Origin of the sequence: Microlunatus phosphovorus NM-1, assembly GCF_000270245.1 — a bacterium.
GTDB classification, from domain to species: Bacteria; Actinomycetota; Actinomycetes; order Propionibacteriales; family Propionibacteriaceae; genus Microlunatus; species Microlunatus phosphovorus.
In genome coordinates, this window is the sequence record NC_015635.1 from 3970481 (window position 1) to 3989834 (window position 19354).

General features: G+C 68.3%; 20 protein-coding genes. 8 read left to right on the plus strand and 12 right to left on the minus strand.

The window, feature by feature from the left end; all coding sequences use genetic code 11:
- Positions 1-31 precede the first annotated feature (31 nt).
- Positions 32-2230, minus strand: a complete 2199-nt coding sequence (gene glgX, locus MLP_RS17705; RefSeq protein WP_013864530.1) for a glycogen debranching protein GlgX — start codon at positions 2228-2230, stop codon at positions 32-34.
- A gap of 153 nt (positions 2231-2383) precedes the next feature.
- Between glgX and MLP_RS17710 the strand changes: the two genes are divergently transcribed.
- On the plus strand, positions 2384-3847 hold the full coding sequence (locus MLP_RS17710; protein ID WP_013864531.1) for a DNA polymerase IV: 1464 nt from the start codon (positions 2384-2386) through the stop codon (positions 3845-3847).
- A 20-nt stretch (positions 3848-3867) separates the two neighbouring features.
- Here the strand turns inward: MLP_RS17710 and MLP_RS17715 are convergent, their stop codons facing one another.
- Complete coding sequence (locus MLP_RS17715; RefSeq protein WP_013864532.1) at positions 3868-4617, minus strand: gamma-glutamyl-gamma-aminobutyrate hydrolase family protein; 750 nt, start codon at positions 4615-4617, stop codon at positions 3868-3870.
- A gap of 156 nt (positions 4618-4773) precedes the next feature.
- Here MLP_RS17715 and MLP_RS17720 point away from each other — a divergent pair, with 156 nt between their 5' ends.
- A complete protein-coding gene (locus tag MLP_RS17720; protein ID WP_041790214.1) occupies positions 4774-5073 on the plus strand; it encodes a DUF503 domain-containing protein in 300 nt (99 codons plus the stop codon).
- A 172-nt stretch (positions 5074-5245) separates the two neighbouring features.
- On the opposite strand, the gene MLP_RS17725 is transcribed toward MLP_RS17720, so the two are convergent.
- Positions 5246-6169 (minus strand): CPBP family intramembrane glutamic endopeptidase, encoded by a 924-nt coding sequence (locus tag MLP_RS17725; protein ID WP_013864534.1) that lies wholly within the window; start codon positions 6167-6169, stop codon positions 5246-5248.
- A gap of 141 nt (positions 6170-6310) precedes the next feature.
- On the opposite strand from MLP_RS17725, the gene MLP_RS26600 reads away from it, so the two are divergent.
- The 3 genes from MLP_RS26600 (at position 6311) to MLP_RS26605 (ending at position 9152) form a co-directional block, all read left to right on the plus strand.
- Positions 6311-7567: a sensor histidine kinase gene (locus MLP_RS26600; RefSeq protein ID WP_013864535.1), complete on the plus strand. Its 1257-nt coding sequence runs from the start codon at positions 6311-6313 to the stop codon at positions 7565-7567.
- Positions 7564-8208, plus strand: a complete 645-nt coding sequence (locus MLP_RS17735) for a response regulator (RefSeq protein WP_013864536.1) — start codon at positions 7564-7566, stop codon at positions 8206-8208. Before MLP_RS26600 ends, MLP_RS17735 begins: the two co-directional genes overlap by 4 nt.
- Before the next feature lie 128 nt (positions 8209-8336).
- Entirely contained in the window at positions 8337-9152 is an 816-nt protein-coding gene (locus tag MLP_RS26605) for a glycosyltransferase family A protein (RefSeq protein ID WP_013864537.1), read from the plus strand.
- Between the two features lie 90 nt (positions 9153-9242).
- Here MLP_RS26605 and MLP_RS17745 read toward each other — a convergent pair whose 3' ends face one another.
- Genes MLP_RS17745 through MLP_RS17755 form a run of 3 tightly spaced genes read right to left on the minus strand, consistent with a single transcriptional unit; the run spans position 9243 to position 12650 of the window.
- A complete protein-coding gene (locus tag MLP_RS17745; protein ID WP_013864538.1) occupies positions 9243-10142 on the minus strand; it encodes an alpha/beta fold hydrolase in 900 nt (299 codons plus the stop codon).
- Positions 10135-11871: a hypothetical protein gene (locus tag MLP_RS17750; protein WP_013864539.1), complete on the minus strand. Its 1737-nt coding sequence runs from the start codon at positions 11869-11871 to the stop codon at positions 10135-10137. Before MLP_RS17750 ends, MLP_RS17745 begins: the two co-directional genes overlap by 8 nt.
- Complete coding sequence (locus tag MLP_RS17755) at positions 11844-12650, minus strand: Fpg/Nei family DNA glycosylase (protein ID WP_013864540.1); 807 nt, start codon at positions 12648-12650, stop codon at positions 11844-11846. The genes MLP_RS17750 and MLP_RS17755 overlap by 28 nt, the downstream gene beginning before the upstream one ends.
- 40 nt (positions 12651-12690) lie before the next feature.
- Here MLP_RS17755 and MLP_RS17760 point away from each other — a divergent pair, with 40 nt between their 5' ends.
- Complete coding sequence (locus MLP_RS17760) at positions 12691-12888, plus strand: hypothetical protein (protein WP_013864541.1); 198 nt, start codon at positions 12691-12693, stop codon at positions 12886-12888.
- Between the two features lie 10 nt (positions 12889-12898).
- Here the strand turns inward: MLP_RS17760 and MLP_RS17765 are convergent, their stop codons facing one another.
- The 3 genes from MLP_RS17765 to MLP_RS17775 are packed head-to-tail and all read right to left on the minus strand — an operon-like array spanning position 12899 to position 14075.
- Positions 12899-13318 (minus strand): type II toxin-antitoxin system VapC family toxin, encoded by a 420-nt coding sequence (locus tag MLP_RS17765; protein WP_197536432.1) that lies wholly within the window; start codon positions 13316-13318, stop codon positions 12899-12901.
- A gap of 11 nt (positions 13319-13329) precedes the next feature.
- The gene (locus MLP_RS17770; protein WP_013864543.1) at positions 13330-13569 is read right to left on the minus strand and encodes an AbrB/MazE/SpoVT family DNA-binding domain-containing protein; all 240 of its coding nucleotides are present in this window, start codon (positions 13567-13569) and stop codon (positions 13330-13332) included.
- A gap of 56 nt (positions 13570-13625) precedes the next feature.
- Positions 13626-14075, minus strand: a complete 450-nt coding sequence (locus tag MLP_RS17775; RefSeq protein ID WP_041792883.1) for a ribose-5-phosphate isomerase — start codon at positions 14073-14075, stop codon at positions 13626-13628.
- A 152-nt stretch (positions 14076-14227) separates the two neighbouring features.
- Between MLP_RS17775 and MLP_RS17780 the strand changes: the two genes are divergently transcribed.
- The gene (locus MLP_RS17780) at positions 14228-15058 is read left to right on the plus strand and encodes an extensin family protein (RefSeq protein WP_172641594.1); all 831 of its coding nucleotides are present in this window, start codon (positions 14228-14230) and stop codon (positions 15056-15058) included.
- Between the two features lie 4 nt (positions 15059-15062).
- On the opposite strand, the gene MLP_RS17785 is transcribed toward MLP_RS17780, so the two are convergent.
- Positions 15063-15767, minus strand: coding sequence for a mycothiol-dependent nitroreductase Rv2466c family protein (locus tag MLP_RS17785; protein ID WP_013864546.1), 705 nt, complete (start codon positions 15765-15767; stop codon positions 15063-15065).
- Positions 15768-15831: 64 nt separating this feature from the next.
- Here MLP_RS17785 and pepN point away from each other — a divergent pair, with 64 nt between their 5' ends.
- On the plus strand, positions 15832-18399 hold the full coding sequence (gene pepN / locus MLP_RS17790) for an aminopeptidase N (RefSeq protein WP_013864547.1): 2568 nt from the start codon (positions 15832-15834) through the stop codon (positions 18397-18399).
- Positions 18400-18682: 283 nt separating this feature from the next.
- Here pepN and MLP_RS17795 read toward each other — a convergent pair whose 3' ends face one another.
- Together MLP_RS17795 and MLP_RS17800 are read right to left on the minus strand one after the other, a co-directional pair.
- Positions 18683-19075 carry a DUF5130 family protein gene (locus tag MLP_RS17795; RefSeq protein ID WP_013864548.1) on the minus strand — a complete coding sequence of 131 codons (393 nt, stop codon included), beginning with the start codon at positions 19073-19075 and terminating at the stop codon, positions 18683-18685.
- Entirely contained in the window at positions 19062-19352 is a 291-nt protein-coding gene (locus tag MLP_RS17800; RefSeq protein WP_156821207.1) for a hypothetical protein, read from the minus strand. Before MLP_RS17800 ends, MLP_RS17795 begins: the two co-directional genes overlap by 14 nt.
- Between the last annotated feature and the right edge of the window lie 2 nt (positions 19353-19354).

Sequence of the window (19354 nt, forward strand, 5' to 3'; positions counted from 1 at the left end):
GGAATAAACGGCCGTCTGTCGGGCAGTTTGCCTACCGACGCTGCGAGGTGCGCGCGATGGTCGGGCTGACCCGCCGCGCGCGGGACCGAGATGCCTGCCGCTCTTCGTCGGGCACCACGGACGTCGACAAGACCACGATCGAATGCGGTTGGATCGAGTGCTTCGACCGGGCTCGCCACGGATTGGCATCGGGCGGATCCACCGTGCCGTGATGCGTGTCCAGCCGGACCAGCCAGTTGTTGCCCAGGGCCGCCGGCGGCAGGGTGAAGCTGATCGCCTCGGACCAGGCGTTGAAGAGCAGCAGGAAATGATCGTCGCTGACGCTGCGGCCGGCGGCGTCCAGCTCGGGAATGGCATCTCCGTTCAAGAACACCATCAGACTGCGGGCGAAGCCGGAGTTCCAGTCGCCTTCGTCCATCTCGTGCCCGTCGGGACGCAGCCACAAGATGTCGCCGAGCTCGCTCTTGCCGCCGTGCTTGGCATCGCCGGCGAAGAAGCGGCGCCGCCGGAAGACCGGATGCTTGCGGCGCAGCTCGATCGCGGCCGACGTGTACGCGAGCAGGTCCCGCGAGTCGGCATCGAGGTCCCAGTCCACCCAGGAGATCTCGTTGTCCTGGGCGTACACGTTGTTGTTGCCGCCCTGGGTCCGGCCCAGCTCGTCGCCGTGCGCCAGCATCGGGACACCCTGGCTGAGCATCAAGGTGGTGATGAAGTTGCGCTGCTGCTTGAGCCGCAGCGCCTCGATCTTGGGATCCTCGGTCGGCCCCTCGACGCCGCAGTTCCAGGACCGGTTGTGGCTCTCACCATCCCGGTTGTCCTCACCATTGGCCTCGTTGTGCTTGTGGTTGTAGGACACGAGATCGCGCAGCGTGAAGCCGTCGTGGGCGATGACGAAGTTGATCGAGGCAGTGGGCCGCCGATCGGAGTGGTTGTAGAGATCCGACGAACCGGTCAATCGCGAGGCGAACTCACCCAGGCTCCTGGGCTCGCCCCGCCAGAAATCGCGGACCGTGTCGCGGTATTTGCCGTTCCACTCGGTCCACAGCGGCGGGAAGTTGCCGACCTGATAGCCGCCGTCGCCCAGGTCCCACGGCTCGGCGATCAGCTTCACCTGCGAGATCACCGGGTCCTGCTGGATGATGTCGAAGAACGCCGACAGCTTGTCGACCTCATGGAACTGCCGGGCCAAGGTCGCGGCCAGGTCGAAGCGGAAGCCGTCGACGTGCATCTCCTGGGCCCAGTAGCGCAACGAGTCCATGATCAGCTGGAGCACATGCGGGCTGCGCATCAGCAGGCTGTTGCCGGTGCCCGTGGTGTCGTAGTAGTGCGAGCGATCGGCGTCGACCAGCCGGTAGTACATGGCGTTGTCGATGCCCCGGTAGGCGATCGTCGGGCCCAGCTGACTGCCCTCGGCGGTGTGGTTGTAGACCACGTCCAAGATCACTTCGATGCCCGCCGCATGCAGCGCCTTGACCATGGCCTTGAACTCGGTGACCTGCTGACCGCGCCCCCCGCCGCTGGAGTAGGTGTTGTGCGGCGCCAGGAACCCGATGGTGTTGTAGCCCCAGTAGTTCGACAGGCCCCGTTGAACCAGGTGCGGGTCGTTGACGAACTGATGCACCGGCAGTAGCTCAACCGCCGTCACACCCAGGCTCTTGAGGTGATCGATGATCACCGGGTGCCCGAGGGCCGCATACGTGCCGCGGATCTCCTCCGGCACGTCCGGATGGGTCATGGTCAGACCCTTCACATGGGTCTCGTAGATCACCGACTCGTGATACTCGTGCCCCGGCGGACGATCATGGCCCCAGTCGAAGTAGGGGTTGACGACCACCGACAACATCGTGTGGCCGCGGGAGTCGTCGTCGTTGAACTGGCTCGGGTCGTCGAACCGGTACGAGTAGAGCGACTCGTCGCCGTCGATCATGCCCTCGATCGCCTTCGCGTACGGATCCAACAGCAGCTTGGCGGGATTGCAGCGCGGGCCCTGCCCAGGGTCGTACGGGCCGTGCACCCGGTAGCCGTACCGCTGCCCTGGTTGAACGCCCGGCAGGTAGGCATGCCAGACGTAGCCGTCGACCTCGGTCAGCTCGAACCGGGTCTCCTCGCCCTCGTCGTCCAGCAGGCAGAGCTCGACCCTGGTCGCCGCCTCGGAGAACATCGCGAAGTTCACGCCGCTGCCGTCGTACGTCGCTCCCAAGGGGTAGGACTTGCCCGGCCAGATGTCCATCTGCTGGTCCTCTCGGTCGGTCGTACGTGGCCATTCTCGTCGGTGGCACCGATGCCGCGAAACCGTGGGGATGCAAGATACCCGTCCGCGCTCCGAGATGCGCAGGCCACCTTGTCGCGGACCGGTGTCGGAGGGTCCGGTCAGAATGGGGTCGTGCGCTCTCAGCCGTCTGTGCTGCACCTCGACCTCGATGCGTTCTTCGCCGCGGTCGAGCAGCGCGACAAGCCCTCACTGCGGGGCAAGGCCGTCGTGGTCGGCGGCATCGGCCAGCGGGGAGTGGTGGCCACCGCGTCGTACGAAGCCCGCCGGTTCGGGGTGCGTTCGGCCATGCCCGCCCACGAAGCGCGGCGGCGCGCACCGCACGCGGCCTTCCTGGCCGGCCGGTTCGAGGCCTACCGGGCAGCCAGCCACGAGGTGATGAGCATCCTGCGGGAGCTCTCGCCTGCGGTCGAGCCGCTCTCGCTGGACGAGGCATTCGTCGATCTGGCCCAGGCCCGGAGACCGGTCGAGCTGACCGACGCCGGGCTGCGTCGGCTGGTCGGCGAACTGAAAGCGGAAGTCGCGGCGGCCACTGGAGGGCTGACCGCCTCGGTCGGCATCGGGTCGTCGAAGTTCATCGCCAAGCTCGCCACCGAGCTGGGCAAGCCCGACGGGCTGGTGGTGGTCGCCCCCGGCGCGGAGGTCCCACTGATCGAACCGCTGCCGGTCAGCGTGATCCCCGGAGTCGGCCCGGTGACCGCGGAGAAGCTGCAGCGCATCGGGGTCCACACGGTGGCCGACCTGCAGCGGGTCTCGGTCGCCGAGGTGGCCCAGCTGATCGGCAAGGCACACGCCCAAGGGCTGACCGATTTGGCGTACGCGCGCGACGACCGACCCGTGGAGCCGGAGCGGGAGACCAAGTCAATCTCGATGGAGGACACCTTCGAAACCGATCTGGTGGACCGGGCGACCTTGACGGCCATCTGTGAACGTCATGCCCGCCAGGTCGCCGCGCGGCTGCGCTCGGCCGGGCTGTTCGCTCGGACGGTGACGCTGAAGCTGCGCCGCCATGACTTCTCCACCCAGACCCGGTCGACGACGCTGCGCTCCCCCATCGACACCCCGGACGAGATCGCCCGGCTGGCGCGCGGTCTGTTGGACGCCATCGACCTCACCGGCGGGATCCGGCTGCTCGGCGTCGGGGTGGCCGGATTGACCGAGGTCGTCCAGGATCAGCTCTTCGACGAAAGCGGGAACGATCCGACCGACTCACCGGACTCCGCCGACGAGTCAGGCACGGTCAGGCAGTCAGCGGCTGGATCTGTTGCCGAGAGCGAGAGTGGCGTCGGGGGCCAGAACGGTGCCGGGGCGGAGGTGCCGGTGGCCGGTGTCACGGGCCCGGACATACCGGTAGCGGGCGTGACCGCCCGACATGGACACCGGTGGCTGCCCGGCATCGATGTCGAGCATGACGAGCACGGCCGCGGCTGGGTCTGGGGATCCGGGCTGGGCCGGGTCACCGTACGGTTCGAGAGCTGGCAGACCGGGCCCGGGCCGGTAAGGACCTTCGCCGAAGCCGACCCGGCTCTGCACCGAGCCGACCCGCTGCCGTATCGCCCACGCTGCGCGGTCGCCTAGAGGTTTGCCGCCGGGCCGCGTTACCGACAAGCCGCCGTGGGTGGTGCGACTGACTCGGTGAGCGCGGTCGGGACAGCATCGGCGCCGGTGGCGGCGACCAGTCCACGAAACAGCCCGTGGTCGTCGCCGTATTCGGGGTGCCATTGCACGGCCATCCAGAAGGGACGCTCCGGATCTTCGATCGCCTCGATCGTGCCGTCCGCAGCCCGAGCCGTCACCTCGAAGCCGGGGTGATCGGCGACGGCCTGGTGGTGGTGGCAGGTGACCTGCACCTCGTCGCCCACCAACCGGCGCACCGTCGAACCGGCCGTGGTCCGGATCGGGGTCCACCCGAAGGCACCCGGCGCGGGTGCATGCTCGCCATGCCCGACCACGTCCGGCAGGTGCTGCTCCAGCCTGCCACCGGCTCGCACCGCCATCAGCTGCATGCCACGGCAGATCCCCAGCACCGGGATCCGCGCCGCCTCGGCAGCGTCCAACAGTGCCCACTCCCACGCGTCTCGATCCAGCCTGTTGTGCTGGGTCATCGGGTGCCGCATCGCCCCATAGCGTGCCGGGTCGATGTCCGCCCCACCCGCGATGATCAACGCGTCGAGCCGTCCCACGACCTCGGCCGCACCAGCACTCTGTGGCGGCAACAGCACCGCCACCGCGCCGGCGGCCTCCACGGAGCGTGCATAGTTCGCGTGCAACAGATCTGTGGTGGTGTCCCACGCGCCGAACCGGGCCTGCTCTCGGTAGGACGAGATCCCGATCACCGGTCTGGTCATGGTCCGACCGCGGGGCGCGGAGCGCGACCAGTCAACATGGTCATGAGCGCATTCTGCTGCCCCGACCGGCGGATCCGCTCGATATCCCACCATCCGCGCGCGTTGCCCGCCCGTACGCCGCGCCAGTGCTTGCCGGTGAGCGATAACCTGCCTGCCATGTTCGCGTGGGTGGGAGTGATCGAGTTCGACCTCCTGCTCGGTGAGGTGTTCTCGCTGAAGCAGAAGCGTTCGGTGATCCGGCCGTTGATCGCCGAGTTGAAACGGACGTACGCGGTGAGCGTCGCCGAGGTCGCCCACCACGATCTGCACCGTCGAGCGGGGATCGCCGTCGCGGTCGTGGCCGGCGACCCCGCGCATCTGACCGAGGTTCTGGACACCATCGAGCGACAGGTCAGCGGTCATCCCGAGTTCACCCTGGTCTCGGCGGAGCGCCGGCTGCGCGGACCGGAGGATTAGCGTCATCTGACGCCCACGGGCCACGTACGATCGCGACTCCCGCGTGAACCACGCACGCTTCGCGCCGCCGGGCCACATCCGATTCAAACCCCAACGTGAACCATGCACGTTTCGCGCCGCCGGGCCACGTACGACCCCAGGTACCAGAACCCGGCGCCGCGAGATCACCAACTCAGCGGGTCGGACCGGTCCAAAGCCCGTCGAGCTTGCCCCGGCGCTTGGCGACGGCCAGGAGGACGAGCCCGAGCATGGTCCACACCAGTCCGCAGCCGACCCAGAACGCCGGGCCGCTGCCCAGTCCGACGAACAGACCGATGAGGGATCCCACGTGCACCCCGCCGTGTACGCCGACTGCCGCCCACAGCGAGTCGAGGAGAATCATCAAGGCACCGCCGGCGATGGCAAAGCCGAACGGCATGACCAGATAGAGCATCCGCTCGAGCACATTCTGCTGTCCTCCACTGGAAGCCAGGTGTATGACGCCGAAGACCGCGGCAGAAATGAACAGCGCGACGATCGGGCGCGTACGCAAAGCGGTCATCTGATAGCCGCGGAAGAGCAGTTCCTCGGGCAGGCCTTGGAGCAGAAACGCCTGGGCAAGTCCCGCGATCACCAATCCCCACCAGGGAAGCCCGAAGCCCGGGCTGGTTCTCAGCAAGCCCGACCAGGTCAGCGGCAGACCAACGGCCAGCACCACCGCCATGCCGACACCAACACCCACGAGCAGACTTGCCCAGCTGGTCCTCGTCCAGCACAGACCTGCATCTCGCAGCCGAAGGCCCTGGACCCGCAGCAGCAGGGCACAGAACAGGACCACCAGTGCGCAGACCGCCGCAGACTGGCCCACCACGATGACCGTCAGGATCCAGGCCGGAGCATCCAGGTCCAGCGGGAGCAAGACCTGCATCAACCCGGCGATCGCCAGATTCGCCAACAGCAGGGCGGCCACCGGTCCGAGCAGGATCAGGAGGTGGAGCAGCCGACCCGGTCGGCTCGGACCCTCGGCCACCGAACCACCAGGCTCGCTCGAAACCGGCTGAGTCGACGATCGCTGGGTCGACGATGGCTGAGGTGAGATGTGCGCTGATTCGTTCATGACACATACCCTGCCGAGCCGGGGACTCCGTCGCGCCCGGCCGGCGTCATGGATCGCAGGGAGGCAACCATGACCACGGTCATGGGTTCAGATGTCTACCGCCACGGGTTCCCACCCCGAACGAACCCTAGGCTGACAGGCATGGTGGCTCTCGATTCGGCTCTCGCAGGGTCAACGCGCGGAGGCAACGACCAGGGTCGCCGGCGGCCGGTACGCGATCGGGCCGCGCTCGCACTCGACGTCGTGGTGACGCTGTCGATCCTGGCCGCGGCAACGCGGATCATCGAGTTGGCGATGATGGAAAGCCAGCTCGCCCGCACGATCGGCTACGCCATCGTGCTCCTGGTCGCGATGATCCTGTGGCTCGCCTGGCGGCGAGAGATGCAGCCGCCACCCGAACGGCCGCAACGGCTGGATGCCATCGCGATCGCCTTCACGCTGGTGGTCACCAGCCTCTTCGCCATCGGAGATCAGCCCCACCCGATGTTCCTCTTCGTCGTCGCGTTGATCCTGCTGCTGCGGTCCTATGGACTGCGGGCCGGCGTGCTCGTCGTGGTCAGCATGGTCGTCCTGCAGGCCGTGGTCTTCGTGGTCTCCGGCCGAGGTTGGCAATGGATCGCCCAGCAAGCGGTGGGCTCCTCACTGCTGTTCGGATTCGGGCTGATCGTCGCCTGGCTCTTTGCCGAGATCGACCAGCAGAGCCGCGCCAACGCAGCGCTCGCCGTCCAGGTCCGGATACGGGCCGAATCCGCGATCGAACTGGCCTCACTGCAGGAGCGGCAGCGCGTCGCCCGGGATCTCCATGACGGAATCGGGCATCAGGTCACGGTGATGATGATGTCGCTGCAATTCGCCGAACGAATGCGCGACAAGGACCCCGACCGGGCTTGGGCGGAAGTCGCCGAAGCGCGTAGCCAGGCCGCGAAGACCCTGGCCGACATCCGGCTGCTCGCGCGGGCGCTGCACCCGAGCGGTGTGTCCGAAGGCGGTGTGGCGGACCTGGCCGCGTTGGCCTCCTCGTTCGAAGGCACCGGGCTGGCGGTGCGTGTCAGCGATGACACCGCCGGTGCGGACCTCGACGGCGAACTGGCCCGGTTCCGGCAGCGGTTCGTCCAGGAGGCGCTCACCAACGTGATCCGGCACTCCTCAGCGTCCCGGGTCGAGGTCAGCCAACGGATCCACGGTTCCGAGCTCGCCCTCGCGGTGGTCGACAATGGCGGGCGAACCGCCGCGGTGACCCCGGGTTTCGGGCTCCGCTCGCTGGCCGAGCGGGCCGGCGCGCTCGGCGGACGAACCGACGTACGGGCCTCCGATACCGGTCTCGAGTTGGCCGCCACCATTCCGCTGACTGGAGTTGCGCTGACGACGGGAGCGCTGACAACGGGGGCGATGCCATGATCAGGATCGTCCTGGTCGATGATCAGGAACTGCTGCGGCGCGGTGTCCGGCTGCTGTTGGAGGCGGCCGGCGGGATCGAGGTGGTCGCCGAGGCCGCTGATGGCCACGAAGCGCTGGCCATGATCGCCAAGCACCATCCGGAGGTGGTGCTGGCGGACGCGCAGATGCCCGGCATGGGCGGCGTCGAGCTGGTTCGGCGATGCGGCAGCGAGCACCCCAGCCTGCCGGTGGTGATCTTGACGACCTTCGACACCGACGAACTGGTGCGCGATGGCGTACGCGCCGGGGCGGCAGGGTTCCTGCTCAAGGATGTCTCGCCCGAACGTTTGGCGGAGGCGATCGCCGCAGTACGCGACGGCGGAGTCGTGATCGATCCACGGGTCGCCGGCGTCGCGTTGCGCAGCGCTGCTGCCCGCGGCACTGCAGCCACCGACAACGCCGACGACCCACTCGCCCTGCTCACCCGCACCGAACGGCTGGTCGCCACCCATGTCGCGGCGGGCCGCACCAACGGCGAGATCGCCGCCGAACTGGTGCTGGCCGAGGGGACGGTGAAGAACCACGTGAGCGCACTGCTGCGCAAGCTGGCGGTCCGCGACCGCACCGCGCTGGCCCTCCTGCTCAGCCGATCCGGCCTCTAGCGATCTTGGTCGCCGGCCGGGTGAGTCGCACCCCAGGTCACGCTGGGTTTGGACATAGCATTGCAAGCAGATCGACCCCTCGGGGGCTCACCACACTTCCCACCACCCGAAGGCCAGCTGGACGCCAGATGAAGATCTCGTTGTGCACGACCTGCATGGGTCGGGCACATCATCTGAAGCAGACGTTGCCGCGCAACCTCGCCGACAGCGTCGACTGGGCACGCCCGGACGCCGTGGAGTTCGTGGTCCTGGACTACAGCAGCCCCGATGACCTCGCCGAGTGGATCACCTCCGATCCGACGCTGCAGCCCTACCTCGACGCCGGCATCCTCAAATTCGCCCGGTCCGAGGGGCACACCCGCTTCCGACACAGCCACGCCAAGAACATGGCGCACGCGCTGGCGACCGGTGACTTCGTGTGCAACGTCGACGCGGACAACTTCGTCGGATTCGGCTTTGTGGAGTATCTGCGGGCGATCTTCACCCATCGACCGAACGCGATCGTTGCGACGAACCGGTTGGACAACCGGCTCAATCTCGGAGTGCACAAGGGGTCGATGGGGCGCATCGCCCTCTCGAAGGCCAACTTCGATCTGCTCGGCGGCTACGACGAGAGTGCCCGGTTCAAGGGCTGGTCCGGCGAGGACACCGACCTGCTGATCCGCAGCCTCCGGATGTTCCTGCGTCCGACGTTCATCCGGGAGCGCAAGTTCCTGCGCGTCGTGCAGCACACCGATCTGGACCGGGTGTCGCTGACCGAATGCGAGGACCTGGCTGCCGATATCGCGAAGATCGAGTCGCTGGACGGCACCGCGATGCGTCCGATCCTGAAGTATGTGGTCGGTCGAGCGGTGGCCCCACGGATCGCCAACCGGGGTACGCCGATCGGGGCCGGCCGGGTCGAACGGCTCGGCGACGGCTGGCCGGGCGAGCGCAGCGCCTGAGCCGCAGACTCGCATCAATGAGACTCTCATCAATGCGAGCAATCGAGTTGCGCGTGTGTCGCAGGCGGGACGGCTGGAATGGGCGGGCGACTATGACCGCTCGGTGCGTTCGGCAATGACGGCCAGGACCTGCTCGGTAGCCGAGGCGATCCTGTGCGGCTCGTCGAGCATGACCAGATGCCGTGAATCTGGCAGCACCGTCTGATTGCCGCCCAGCAGCTCGGCCAGTTCACGCTGAGCGGCGACCCAGCGCCCTCCCCCGGCTCTCCCGGCAGTGATCACCTCGACCGGCAGTCCGATCGGCCACCGGGTCTCGGCACGGAGCTGGAGCAGGTCGTTGGCCTGCCGCCGGTAACCGGCCCACTCCGTGATCACACTGGCGACGGCGTCGGCGCTGGCGTAGGTGGTCAGCGACCGGGAGTCCATCGGGTCGAGCAGCCGGCGCCGGCTCTGCGCGGTCACGGTGATCCGGTCCACGACCGGACCGAGCGCCGCCAACGGCCGGTGCTGCGCGGCCCATTCGGCAGCCCGAGCGACGGCCAACCAGGCCCCTTCGCCGATCGGCTTCCGCACGGCCGGCTCGGCGCTGCCGTCGACCAGCACCAGTCCGGCGACCAGCTCGGGGCGTCGCCGAACGGCCGCCTCCGCATGGAAGGAAGCCATCGAGTGGGCGACAAAGACACCACCTGGATGCTGCTCGGCAAGCCCGATCAGAGTGTCGGTCTCCTCCGCCAGCGTCGGCAGCTGATCGGGCCAGGGCGTGCCGCCCATCCCAGGGCGATCGAGCCGCACGATCTGACGGCCGGGCAGGTGGCGCACCACTGGATCCCATACATAGGACGGCATCCCACAACCGCTGATCAGGATCAGTGGTGGTCCCTCGCCGCGCTCGATGGTGAGGTGCGCCGTCCGGGCTCCCAGCACCGCATCGCACTCCAGGATGGCTCCGGGCTGGGCACCGTCCATCGCCCCGGCAGGTGCCTCAGCCATGACGCTGCACCAAGGCGAGCCACGCAGCAGCCGCGGCGATCTCCGAACTCGGGTCGAGGTGCGCGACCGGGTCGGTGCCCACCTCCGTGCCCAGCGTCAGGCGATCGAGCACCTGCAGAGTGGCCTGTTGGGCCAACAAGGCCGCCGGCGCTCCCCAGGACCGAGTGACCTCGGGGTAGCCGTCTTCGGGCAGCATCCGGAGCACCGCGACCAGGTACGCGTGCTCGGTCACCGGTGGCGGTCGAAGCAGTCTCCCGGGCAGTCCGCCGCCCAGCGCGGCCCCCAGCACGCGTACCAGCTCGGATATCCGCTGATGGTGTCCCGGATCGGGTGGCAACAGCGGCAGGACGGCCAACAGCAGCTCCAGCTCGGCGGCCCGCCGAACCGCACTGATCCCAGGGTCCTGTTCCTCGCCACCCCGGTCGTCACGGCCCCTGTCGTCACCGTCACCCGTGTGCTGCGCAGCCCGCGCCACACACTGGGCAACCACGCTCGACACTCGACCGGCCGTCGACGATCCGAGCTCGCCGCTGGCCGTCGCCAGCACCATCCGCAGCACGGCCAGGCCGAGTCCTGGCATCGGCGGAGCGCCTTGGGCCAGCAGGATCTCTGCTTGCCGCACCGCTGCATCGACGACGTCGAGGTCACCGGTACGCCCGTGCTCGCCCAGCAGATAGAGCACGGATTGCGGGTTGGCGCCTCCGCCAGGAGCTGGGCCGTCGAGCAGTCGGGCGGTCAGCAGATCCAGCGCGTCGGACGCATCGTCGGCGTCCTCGAGTCCACCCGCGCCGAGCGCGGCCTGGAGCACGATCGCCGACGGCAGATCCTCGATCGCCACCACGCCGGCGGACGTCCGTGGTCGAGCCAGCATCGTGTCGGCCCAAGCCTGCAGCTGATCCGCCAGTGGACGCACCCAGCTGAGCTCCCACCGCACATCGCCCTCGGCCGAACGAAGCTCGATCTCATGACGGCCGGGGCTGGTGACGAAGACCTCCCGGCCCGCGAGGTCGGCCTCCTCGATGCTGTCCACCGCCACGTCGGGCGGCACGACAAGCGCCGCGTCGGGGTCATCGGGGAGCAGCGCGGACTCCCCGACCTCATAGACCGCGCGGGCAACGAGCACGTCCCGGCCCGGTCCAACGACTACCGACCGTGGTGTGGCGAGCAGTTCCCAGCGCAATTGCGCCACGTAGCGCTGGCCCGGCGTCAGCCGCAACCCACCGAACTCGATGTGTTCGGCCCCGATGCTCGCGGCAGCGCCGGCCGTCAGGCGCACGGTCAGCAGCGGGCCGTGGCCGTCCTCGGCTTGCGCGGTCCAGCAGATCCGAGAGCCGGCGGCGAGTGCCGAGACCCGGTGTCCCGGGGCCGGTCGCACTCGGAGCGGCAGCCGCTCCACCACCAGCGGCTCGGCTCCTGTGTTCACGATCAGCAGCCTGCTCGCCCATCCTGTGCTCAGGCTGTGCCGGAGATTGACACTGAGTGAGTTTTCGCGCCGTACGGTGATGTCGATCTCGTCGTCATCGATACCGACCTCCCGATCGAGCCAAGACTCGACCCCTCCCGCCACGATCGCCGGCGCGAGATCGACCTCGGCCAGAAAGGGCCGTTCCAGATGTCGGCGCTCGGCCACGGAGGTGATCCGACCCGTCTCGTCGACCGTCAAGCGCAGTCGGCCGGCCTGGCGTACGGTCGTGGCCGCACTCACCCGCGCCGCTGACATCGCCCGCACCAGAACAGGTTCCGAGCGGCCAGCACCTCGGTGCGCACTCGGCTGCCGCAGATGAAGCAGGCCTGGCCCGCCCGGCGATAGACATACACCTCACCGCCGTGGTCGTCGACTCGCGGTGGTCGCCCCATCGCCTCCGGCGTCTGCTCGGGCCGGACCGTGTCGATCCGTCCATCCCGGACGCCGATCGGCATCAGTTCGACCAGGTCGGACCAGATCGCCCGCCAGCTGCGCCGGGACAGCTGCTTGCCGGGCCGGTGCGGGTCGATCCGGTTCCGGAACAGCACCTCTGCCCGGTAGACGTTCCCGACGCCCGAGAGCACCGACTGATCCATCAGCAGGGCCGCGATGGGGCGGCCCGACCGGTTGATCTTCGCCCAAGCCAGCTCGGGGTCGGCCCCGGCCTGCAGCGGATCCGGCCCGAGCTTGGCGGTCATCGCCGCGACCTCCTCCGGCGTGACGAGAGCGCAGGCCTGCGGTCCCCGTAGATCGGCGACCGCGTCATCGGTGGCCAGTCGTACGCGGACCTCGCCTCGGACCGGAGCCGGCGGCCCGATGTCGAGTCCGCCGATCAGACCGAGATGGATGTACAGCGTGCGATCGTGCTCGAAATCACAGAACAGCTGCTTCCCGTGGGCCCACGCAGCGACCATGGTCGTGCCGTCGAGCAGAGCTGCGCTTGCAGCGAAGCGGCCCTGGGGACTGCTGACGCGTACGCTGCGCCCGCCGAAGCTGTCATTGAGCAGTCCGGCGAGGCGGTGCAGGGTGTGACCTTCGGGCATCTCACTGAATCTGTCGGTCTGAGGCCATAGGCTGACAACTATGACAGGTGCTCCTGCCCGCGGGGTCGACCCCCGCGAGCTCTGGCCCCGCGATTTCGGCCGCGACGGAGTCTCCGGACTTCTCACCCTGGATCGCGCGATGCGGGCGCGCGACATCTCCCGGCCCGATGACGAAGACGAGCGGATGGCCCTCGACGTGCTCGAGAAGCTACTGGCCCGCGTCGACGGCCGCCGCTAGACCCACCCCACTAGGTGACGACCACCTCGACAGCAACACCCAACGCCTCGTACGTCGCCCGCGCCCGCGCGTCCCTGGTCGCCAGGGTCGCGCCATGCTCACGAGCAGCCAGTGCCATCAAGCCGTCATAGGTGGCGCCTCCGGCAATCCCGCTGCCGGACAGCTCTCGGTGAACCGTCTGTGCTGCATCGGCGGACAACACCAGCACCCCGCCGAAGCTCTCGTCGATAAGCACGACGGCATCGCCGGGGGCGACGCGTGAATTGCCAGGAAGCCTGGTCAGAACGGAATACGTCTCGGCGAGTGCGTGGCCGCTGACACTCAGTGCGCGACCACGCGCCCACTCAGCGACGGCGTCGTGGTGCTGGTGGGAAGCTACCAGCAGTGGCACCGCGACACTCGTGTCCACCGACACTGGTGGATCGGTCACCGGTGAATCGGTCACCGCCGACCTGAGTCGATCAGCGCGTACATCAGATCGTCGGTGACCTCCACGTCGCCGCGCGCCACGAGCCGACCGTCTGGCTCCCGCTCCAATCGGGCCGTCCGCCCGCCAGGTGTCACCTGCACACCGGTCCCGTACGGCGAGATGTCAACCTTGGTGCCGGGCGTCAGGCCGAGCGCGTCACGAAGATGCTTGGGAAGCACGATGCGTCCCCCGGAGTCGATGATGGCCTCCATGGGAACAGGCTACCAGCGAGATCCCAGCGGCTCCCGGTCGCTGGCGAGGCGATCCGCTAGCGGCCCGCCTCGTAGTCGGCGAGCAGGTCGATCCGGCGCTGATGTCGGGCGTCCCCGCTGAAGGCCGTCTCCAGGAACAGCTCGATGAATCCGGTCGCCTCTTCCGGGGTGTGCATCCGGCCTCCGACCGAGATCACGTTGGCGTCGTTGTGCAACCGGCCGAGCTTGGCGGTCTCTTCGCTCCAGGCCAGCGCGCAGCGCACGCCGTCGACCTTGTTGGCTGCGATCGCCTCGCCGTTGCCCGAGCCGCCGATCACGATGCCGAGCGAGCCGGGATCGTCGACGACCGCCTGCGCCGCCGGGAGGCAGTAGACCGGATAGTCGTCCTCCGGGTCGTACTCCGCCGGCCCGTGGTCGACGACCTCGTATCCCTTGGCGGTCAGCTCACTCACCAAGTGCTGCTTGAGTTCGAATCCGGCGTGGTCGGTGCCGATGTGTACGCGCATGGCAGCAGTGTGCCAGGTGGATCCGACGCGCCCGTTCAGAGGTGCCCGCCCGAGCCGACGACGCTGCCGAGGCCCGACGCCGACAGCCGGACGTCCGGGCGAGGTGAGCAGGGCCACCCCGGTGGGTGGTGTCACCCTCCTACAGTTGCGAGGTGTCAGGTCAGCCCATCTCGCGCCGGCAGCTGCTGGGACTCGGCGCGACCATCGGGCTGAGCAGCCTGGCCGGTCTGTCAGGCTGCACCGTCACTGATCTCGGGCTCCCCGACCGGCCGGTCGACCGAGCCAGGAACGGCCCGACCTGCGTCGCCCGTGCGTCGCTGCCCCGCTTCGGCAGGCTCGCCTCATTGCCTCTGGTGTACGAGGTGAATCGCCGGCGCAGCGAGTTCGCCATCGAGCAGGGTTTCGCGGAACAGCTGGCGGCCTGGCTGGCCGACCTCGCTGAGCTCACCGGGTGGGACCTCCGCCAACTGTGGACGTACGGCACCTGGACCGACGGCACGGACCGTTGCTCGTCGTGGCACAACGCAGGCCGAGCCTTCGACCTCGCGCGGCTGCGACTCGGCGACGGGCAGCAGGTCTCATGCCGCTACGACCAATGGCGCACCGGTCCGGACCGCACCATGGCAGCTGTCCGGCGGCGCTACTGGGCACTGGCGGCCTCCGCGCACAAACACTTCGCGTACGTGCTGACCTATCTCTACGACGACCGGCACCACAACCACATCCATCTCGACAACGGACGCTCCGGGTCGGCGATGTCGTCCTTCAGCACGCGCTCGCCGGCCCAGGTGCAGGCCGTCCAGGGGATGCTCACGCACCTGTGGGACTCCCCGGTGGAGATCACCGGCCGGTACGACGCGGCAACCCGAGGCACCGTCGCGACCGTGCTCGACGGCCTGGAGGTGAGCGGTGAGCTGACCGACCAGCCGACCTGGATGGCCCTGCTGGACGCCAGCACCCGCCGCGGCGCCGGACCGGACTGAGGGGTTAGCCGAAGATCGGCCCGACGGTCCGGGTCCGCTTGAGCTCGTAGAAGCCCTCGAAACTGGCCAGCGCGACCACGGCATCGAACAGCTTGCCGGCTGCCTCGCCCTTCGGAGCGGGGGTGATGACCGGACCGAAGAATGCCGCGCCGTTGACATGCAGCACCGGCGTACCGACGTCCATGCCGACCGGGTCCATCCCGGCATGGTGCGAGGCACGGAGGGCCGCGTCGTTGGCATCGGTATCGCCCCGATCCGCCAGGCTGACGGGCAGGCCGACCTCGGCGAGCGCCGCCTCGATGGTGGCTCGATCCCGCTCCGCCTGGCCCGGGTGAATCCGGGTCCCGATGGCGGTGTAGAACTCCCGCAACTTCTCCGAGCCGTACTCCTCGTCAACCGCCAGCGCGACCCGGACCGGGGCCCAGTTGGTGTCCAGAAATTCGCGGTAGCCGGCGTCGAGATCACGTCCCTCGTTGAGCACCGACAGGCTCATCACATGGAAGGTCGTCCGTACCGGCCGGACCTTCTCCACCTCCAGCATCCAGCGCGAGGTGAGCCAGGCCCAGGGGCACGCCGGGTCGAACCAGAAGTCGACGGTGTCCAGAGCGGTGTCTTCGTCGCGGCCCGAGTCAGTCTCACGAGAGGGGTCAGTCCCAAGAGCGGTGTCAACGATGTCAACAGTTGCCACCGCAGTGTTGTCAGATGTCATAGTCACACCATAAGCGCCCCACTCGGGCCCCAACGGCCCCCTACTTCATGACAGGATCGCCCTCATGTTTCCCGACAATCTGACCAGGGCGGAGACCAGGGCCCGGGCAGAGCTGATCCGCACGCACACCTATGCGATCGAGGTCGATCTCAGCGGCCGGCACGTCGAGGATCCCGAGCGACTGTTCCGCAGCGACACCACCATCACCTTCGACGCCGTCGATGCCGGGGAACTGCATGTCGACCTGATCGCCGACCACGTCGAGGCAGCCACGCTGGACGGGGTGCCGCTCGACCCCGCCACCTTTGCCGACTCTCGGCTGCCTTTGAAGGTGAGCGAGGGACCGCACAGCGTGCGAGTGCTGGCCCATTGTCGCTACAGCCGGACCGGCGAGGGTCTGCACCGGTTCGTCGATCCGGCCGACTCCTGCACCTACCTCTACACCCAGTTCGAGCCCGCCAACGCCCGGCGCATGTTCGCCTGCTTCGCACAACCCGATCTGAAGGCCGAGTTCGCGATCACCGCGGTCGCGCCGGCGGACTGGACCGTGGTCAGCAACGGCGCCCTGCTGGGCACCGAGTCACTCGGTGACGGCTACGCGCGCTTCACCTTCGCCGAGACGAAGCCCATCTCGACCTATCTGACTGCACTGATCGCCGGCTCCTACTACGGGGTCGAGCGCATATTGCATGCGCCAAGTGGGGACATCCCGGCCGCTCTCTACTGCCGCAGATCACTCGCCGAGCATCTGGACGCCGATCGGATCTGGGACGTAACCGAGCAGGGCTTCGGGGTGTTCGAGCGAGGGTTCGCCCAGCCCTACCCTTTCGGGAAGTACGACCAGGTGTTCGTCCCCGAATACAACGGCGGTGCGATGGAGAACGTCGGCTGCGTCACCCTGCGGGACGAGTACGTGTTCCGCAGCCGCGCGACGCCGGCCTCCTATCAGGTCCGCGACGACACGATCCTGCACGAGCTGTCCCACATGTGGTTCGGCGACCTGGTGACCATGCGCTGGTGGGACGACCTGTGGCTCAAGGAGTCGTTCGCGACCTGGGCCGCCAACTTCGGCCTCAGCCAGATCGCCGACGACCCGGACACCGCCTGGGCCTCGTTCACCAACGGTTTCAAGACCTGGGCCTACCGCCAGGACCAGCTGCCCTCGACCCACCCGATCGCCGCCGACATGGTCGATCTGGAAGCGGTCGAGCAGAACTTCGACGGCATCACCTACTCCAAGGGCGCCTCGGTGCTCCGCCAGCTGGTCGCCTACGTCGGCCAGGATGAGTTCCTGGCCGGCTGTCAGCAGTACTTCCAGCGGCACGCGTACGGCAACACGTCCCTATCCGATCTGCTGGCGGCCTTGCACGCCGCCTCGGGCCGGGACCTCTCGGACTGGTCACAGCAGTGGCTGGAGACGACGGGGGTCAACACGCTGCGCCCGGATTTCACCGTCGACGAATCCGACATCATCACCTCGTTCGCCGTCGTCCAAGGTGCCGATCCGCAGCATCCGACCCTGCGCCAGCATCGGATCGCGATCGGCTGCTATGACGACCGGGACGGTCGACTGATTCGCGTCGCCCGGCTCGAGCACGACATCGCCGGCGAGCGGACCGAGATTCCCGAGCTGGTCGGTCAGCCGCGACCGGATCTGCTGCTGGTGAACGACGACGACCTCACGTACGCGAAGGTGCGACTGGACCCGGTCTCGCTGGCCACCGTGGTCGCTCGGCTCGCCGATGTCGAGAGCGCGCTGGCCCGGGCGGTGTGCTGGGCTGCGGCCTGGGACATGTGCCGCGACGGCGAGATGGCCGCCGCGGACTATGTCGAGCTGGTGCTGTCGGCGGTGGCCGTCGAGTCGGATCCGGTCGCGGTGCGGACCGTCCTCGGTCAGGCGGCGAGCGCGGCGCGACACTACACTCCGCCGGCACGGCGGGCGGCGGTGCTGTGGCGCTGGCAGGAGGGCATCACTGGGTTGATGGACGCCGCTCTGCCCGGCTCGGATCTACAGCTCGCGTTGGTCAAAGCGTTCCCCAATGCGGCCGAGAATGCTCAGGGCGCGGATCGGCTGGCGGCGTGGCTGACCGGCACCGGCGTACCCGTGGGCGTCGAGATCGACCCTGAGCTGCGCTGGTCGGCGGTGGTGAACCTGGCCCGGCTCGGGCGACTCGATGCGGCCGCGATCGACGCCGAGGCCGACCGGGATCAGACCGTGACGGGCGCCGAGCAGGCCGCTGCGGCGAAGGCGGCCCGGCCGACCGAATCCGCCAAGGCTGAGGCCTGGCGACTGGCCACGGAGGCCGATGACGTGCCCAACGGGACCCAGCGGGCGATCACGCTGGCGTTCTGGCAGCGCGGCCAGGGCGCGGTGCTGGCTCCGTACGTGGAGCGGTTCTTGAGCACTGCTGAGCAGATCTCGCGTGGCGAGGGCGGCTGGGCGACCAAGGGCTACGCGCTGCGCGAGAACGTGCTGCGCTATCTGTTCCCGGTGCCCGAGCAGCTGGAGCCGTTCATCATCCAGCTGGATGCCTGGCTGGCCGCCACCGACCTCGTGGACTCGGTCCGCCGTCCGATCATCGAAGGCCGCGACAACACCGCCCGCGCCCTGAACTGCCAGCAGAAGGATTGAGTTCTCGTCGACACCCGTCGCGAGCGGCCGTGAGGCGGAGCGCCCGGTCCTGTCTGGACTGAGGAGAGAGCAGACAACGCTTTATCGTCTGCGATCGACGAGGGAAGACAGGACCAATCGGCGCGCAGCGGAGCAGCGAGTCGACGACTCCCGTCGCGAGCGGCCGTGAGGCGGAGCGAGGGCTCCGTCTGGAACGACGAGAGAGCAAACACGTCTTTCCGTTTGCGAACGAGGAGCGAAGACGGAGTCTTGGGAGCGCAGCCGAACAGCGAGTCGACGACTACTACAACAAACCGGCGGCGTGCAGGGTCTCGGGGTGATGGGCGATCTCGCCGAGCTGGGAGATGCCGCGAGCCAGACCGTTGACGAACAGCCCGGCCAGGAACGAGGAAGTCATCGTCGCGACAGCAAGCCGGCAGTCGGCATCGCTGAGATACTGGCGAGTGTCCTGCCCGGTCACGATCTCGAGCGCCCGCGCATCCGGGTCACACAGCACCAGCACCGAGTTGTCGGGTCGTGCCAGCTGACCGTGCAACGCCAGTGCGTATGCCCGGGCGTCGGCACCCGCCGGTCCGATGTAGGCCTCGAAGTCGAGATCGCTGACCCGCCTGGCCATGGCCAGGGCGTTCTCGATCTGCCGACGGTCGCTGAAACTCAGACCTTCACCACCGAGCACTGGTGCCCCCTGTCTCTGTGTCGATACCGGCCGAGGCTTCGATGCTCGCCGGCCCGGCACCGGTGCCGCCTTCCACCGCGACGGGGTCGGCGTAGGTCTTGACGGGATGAACCGCCGGACCGAATCGGCGCAGGTCGCTGCCGGTGCCTACATAGGACAGGCCGGCGATCACCAGCCCGATGAGGATCGGCACTCCGAAGATCAGTCCCAAAGCGTGGAGCAGCGACGGATTCGGGGCCGGCGGCCAACCCTGTAGCGTTTCCAGGGGCACTAGCATGC

What these genes read in the sequence shown, in the direction of transcription:
- MLP_RS26605 (WP_013864537.1), top strand. Translation starts at nt 8,337, where the DNA reads ATGAAGATCTCGTTGTGCACGACCTGCATGGGTCGGGCACATCATCTG.
- MLP_RS17735 (WP_013864536.1), top strand. Translation starts at nt 7,564, where the DNA reads ATGATCAGGATCGTCCTGGTCGATGATCAGGAACTGCTGCGGCGCGGT.
- MLP_RS17770 (WP_013864543.1), bottom strand. Translation starts at nt 13,569, where the DNA reads ATGGAGGCCATCATCGACTCCGGGGGACGCATCGTGCTTCCCAAGCAT.
- MLP_RS17775 (WP_041792883.1), bottom strand. Translation starts at nt 14,075, where the DNA reads ATGCGCGTACACATCGGCACCGACCACGCCGGATTCGAACTCAAGCAG.
- glgX (WP_013864530.1), bottom strand. Translation starts at nt 2,230, where the DNA reads ATGGACATCTGGCCGGGCAAGTCCTACCCCTTGGGAGCGACGTACGAC.
- MLP_RS17785 (WP_013864546.1), bottom strand. Translation starts at nt 15,767, where the DNA reads ATGACATCTGACAACACTGCGGTGGCAACTGTTGACATCGTTGACACC.
- MLP_RS17725 (WP_013864534.1), bottom strand. Translation starts at nt 6,169, where the DNA reads ATGAACGAATCAGCGCACATCTCACCTCAGCCATCGTCGACCCAGCGA.
- MLP_RS17800 (WP_156821207.1), bottom strand. Translation starts at nt 19,352, where the DNA reads ATGCTAGTGCCCCTGGAAACGCTACAGGGTTGGCCGCCGGCCCCGAAT.
- MLP_RS26600 (WP_013864535.1), top strand. Translation starts at nt 6,311, where the DNA reads ATGGTGGCTCTCGATTCGGCTCTCGCAGGGTCAACGCGCGGAGGCAAC.
- MLP_RS17720 (WP_041790214.1), top strand. Translation starts at nt 4,774, where the DNA reads ATGTTCGCGTGGGTGGGAGTGATCGAGTTCGACCTCCTGCTCGGTGAG.
- MLP_RS17715 (WP_013864532.1), bottom strand. Translation starts at nt 4,617, where the DNA reads ATGACCAGACCGGTGATCGGGATCTCGTCCTACCGAGAGCAGGCCCGG.
- pepN (WP_013864547.1), top strand. Translation starts at nt 15,832, where the DNA reads ATGTTTCCCGACAATCTGACCAGGGCGGAGACCAGGGCCCGGGCAGAG.
- MLP_RS17745 (WP_013864538.1), bottom strand. Translation starts at nt 10,142, where the DNA reads ATGGCTGAGGCACCTGCCGGGGCGATGGACGGTGCCCAGCCCGGAGCC.
- MLP_RS17755 (WP_013864540.1), bottom strand. Translation starts at nt 12,650, where the DNA reads ATGCCCGAAGGTCACACCCTGCACCGCCTCGCCGGACTGCTCAATGAC.
- MLP_RS17760 (WP_013864541.1), top strand. Translation starts at nt 12,691, where the DNA reads ATGACAGGTGCTCCTGCCCGCGGGGTCGACCCCCGCGAGCTCTGGCCC.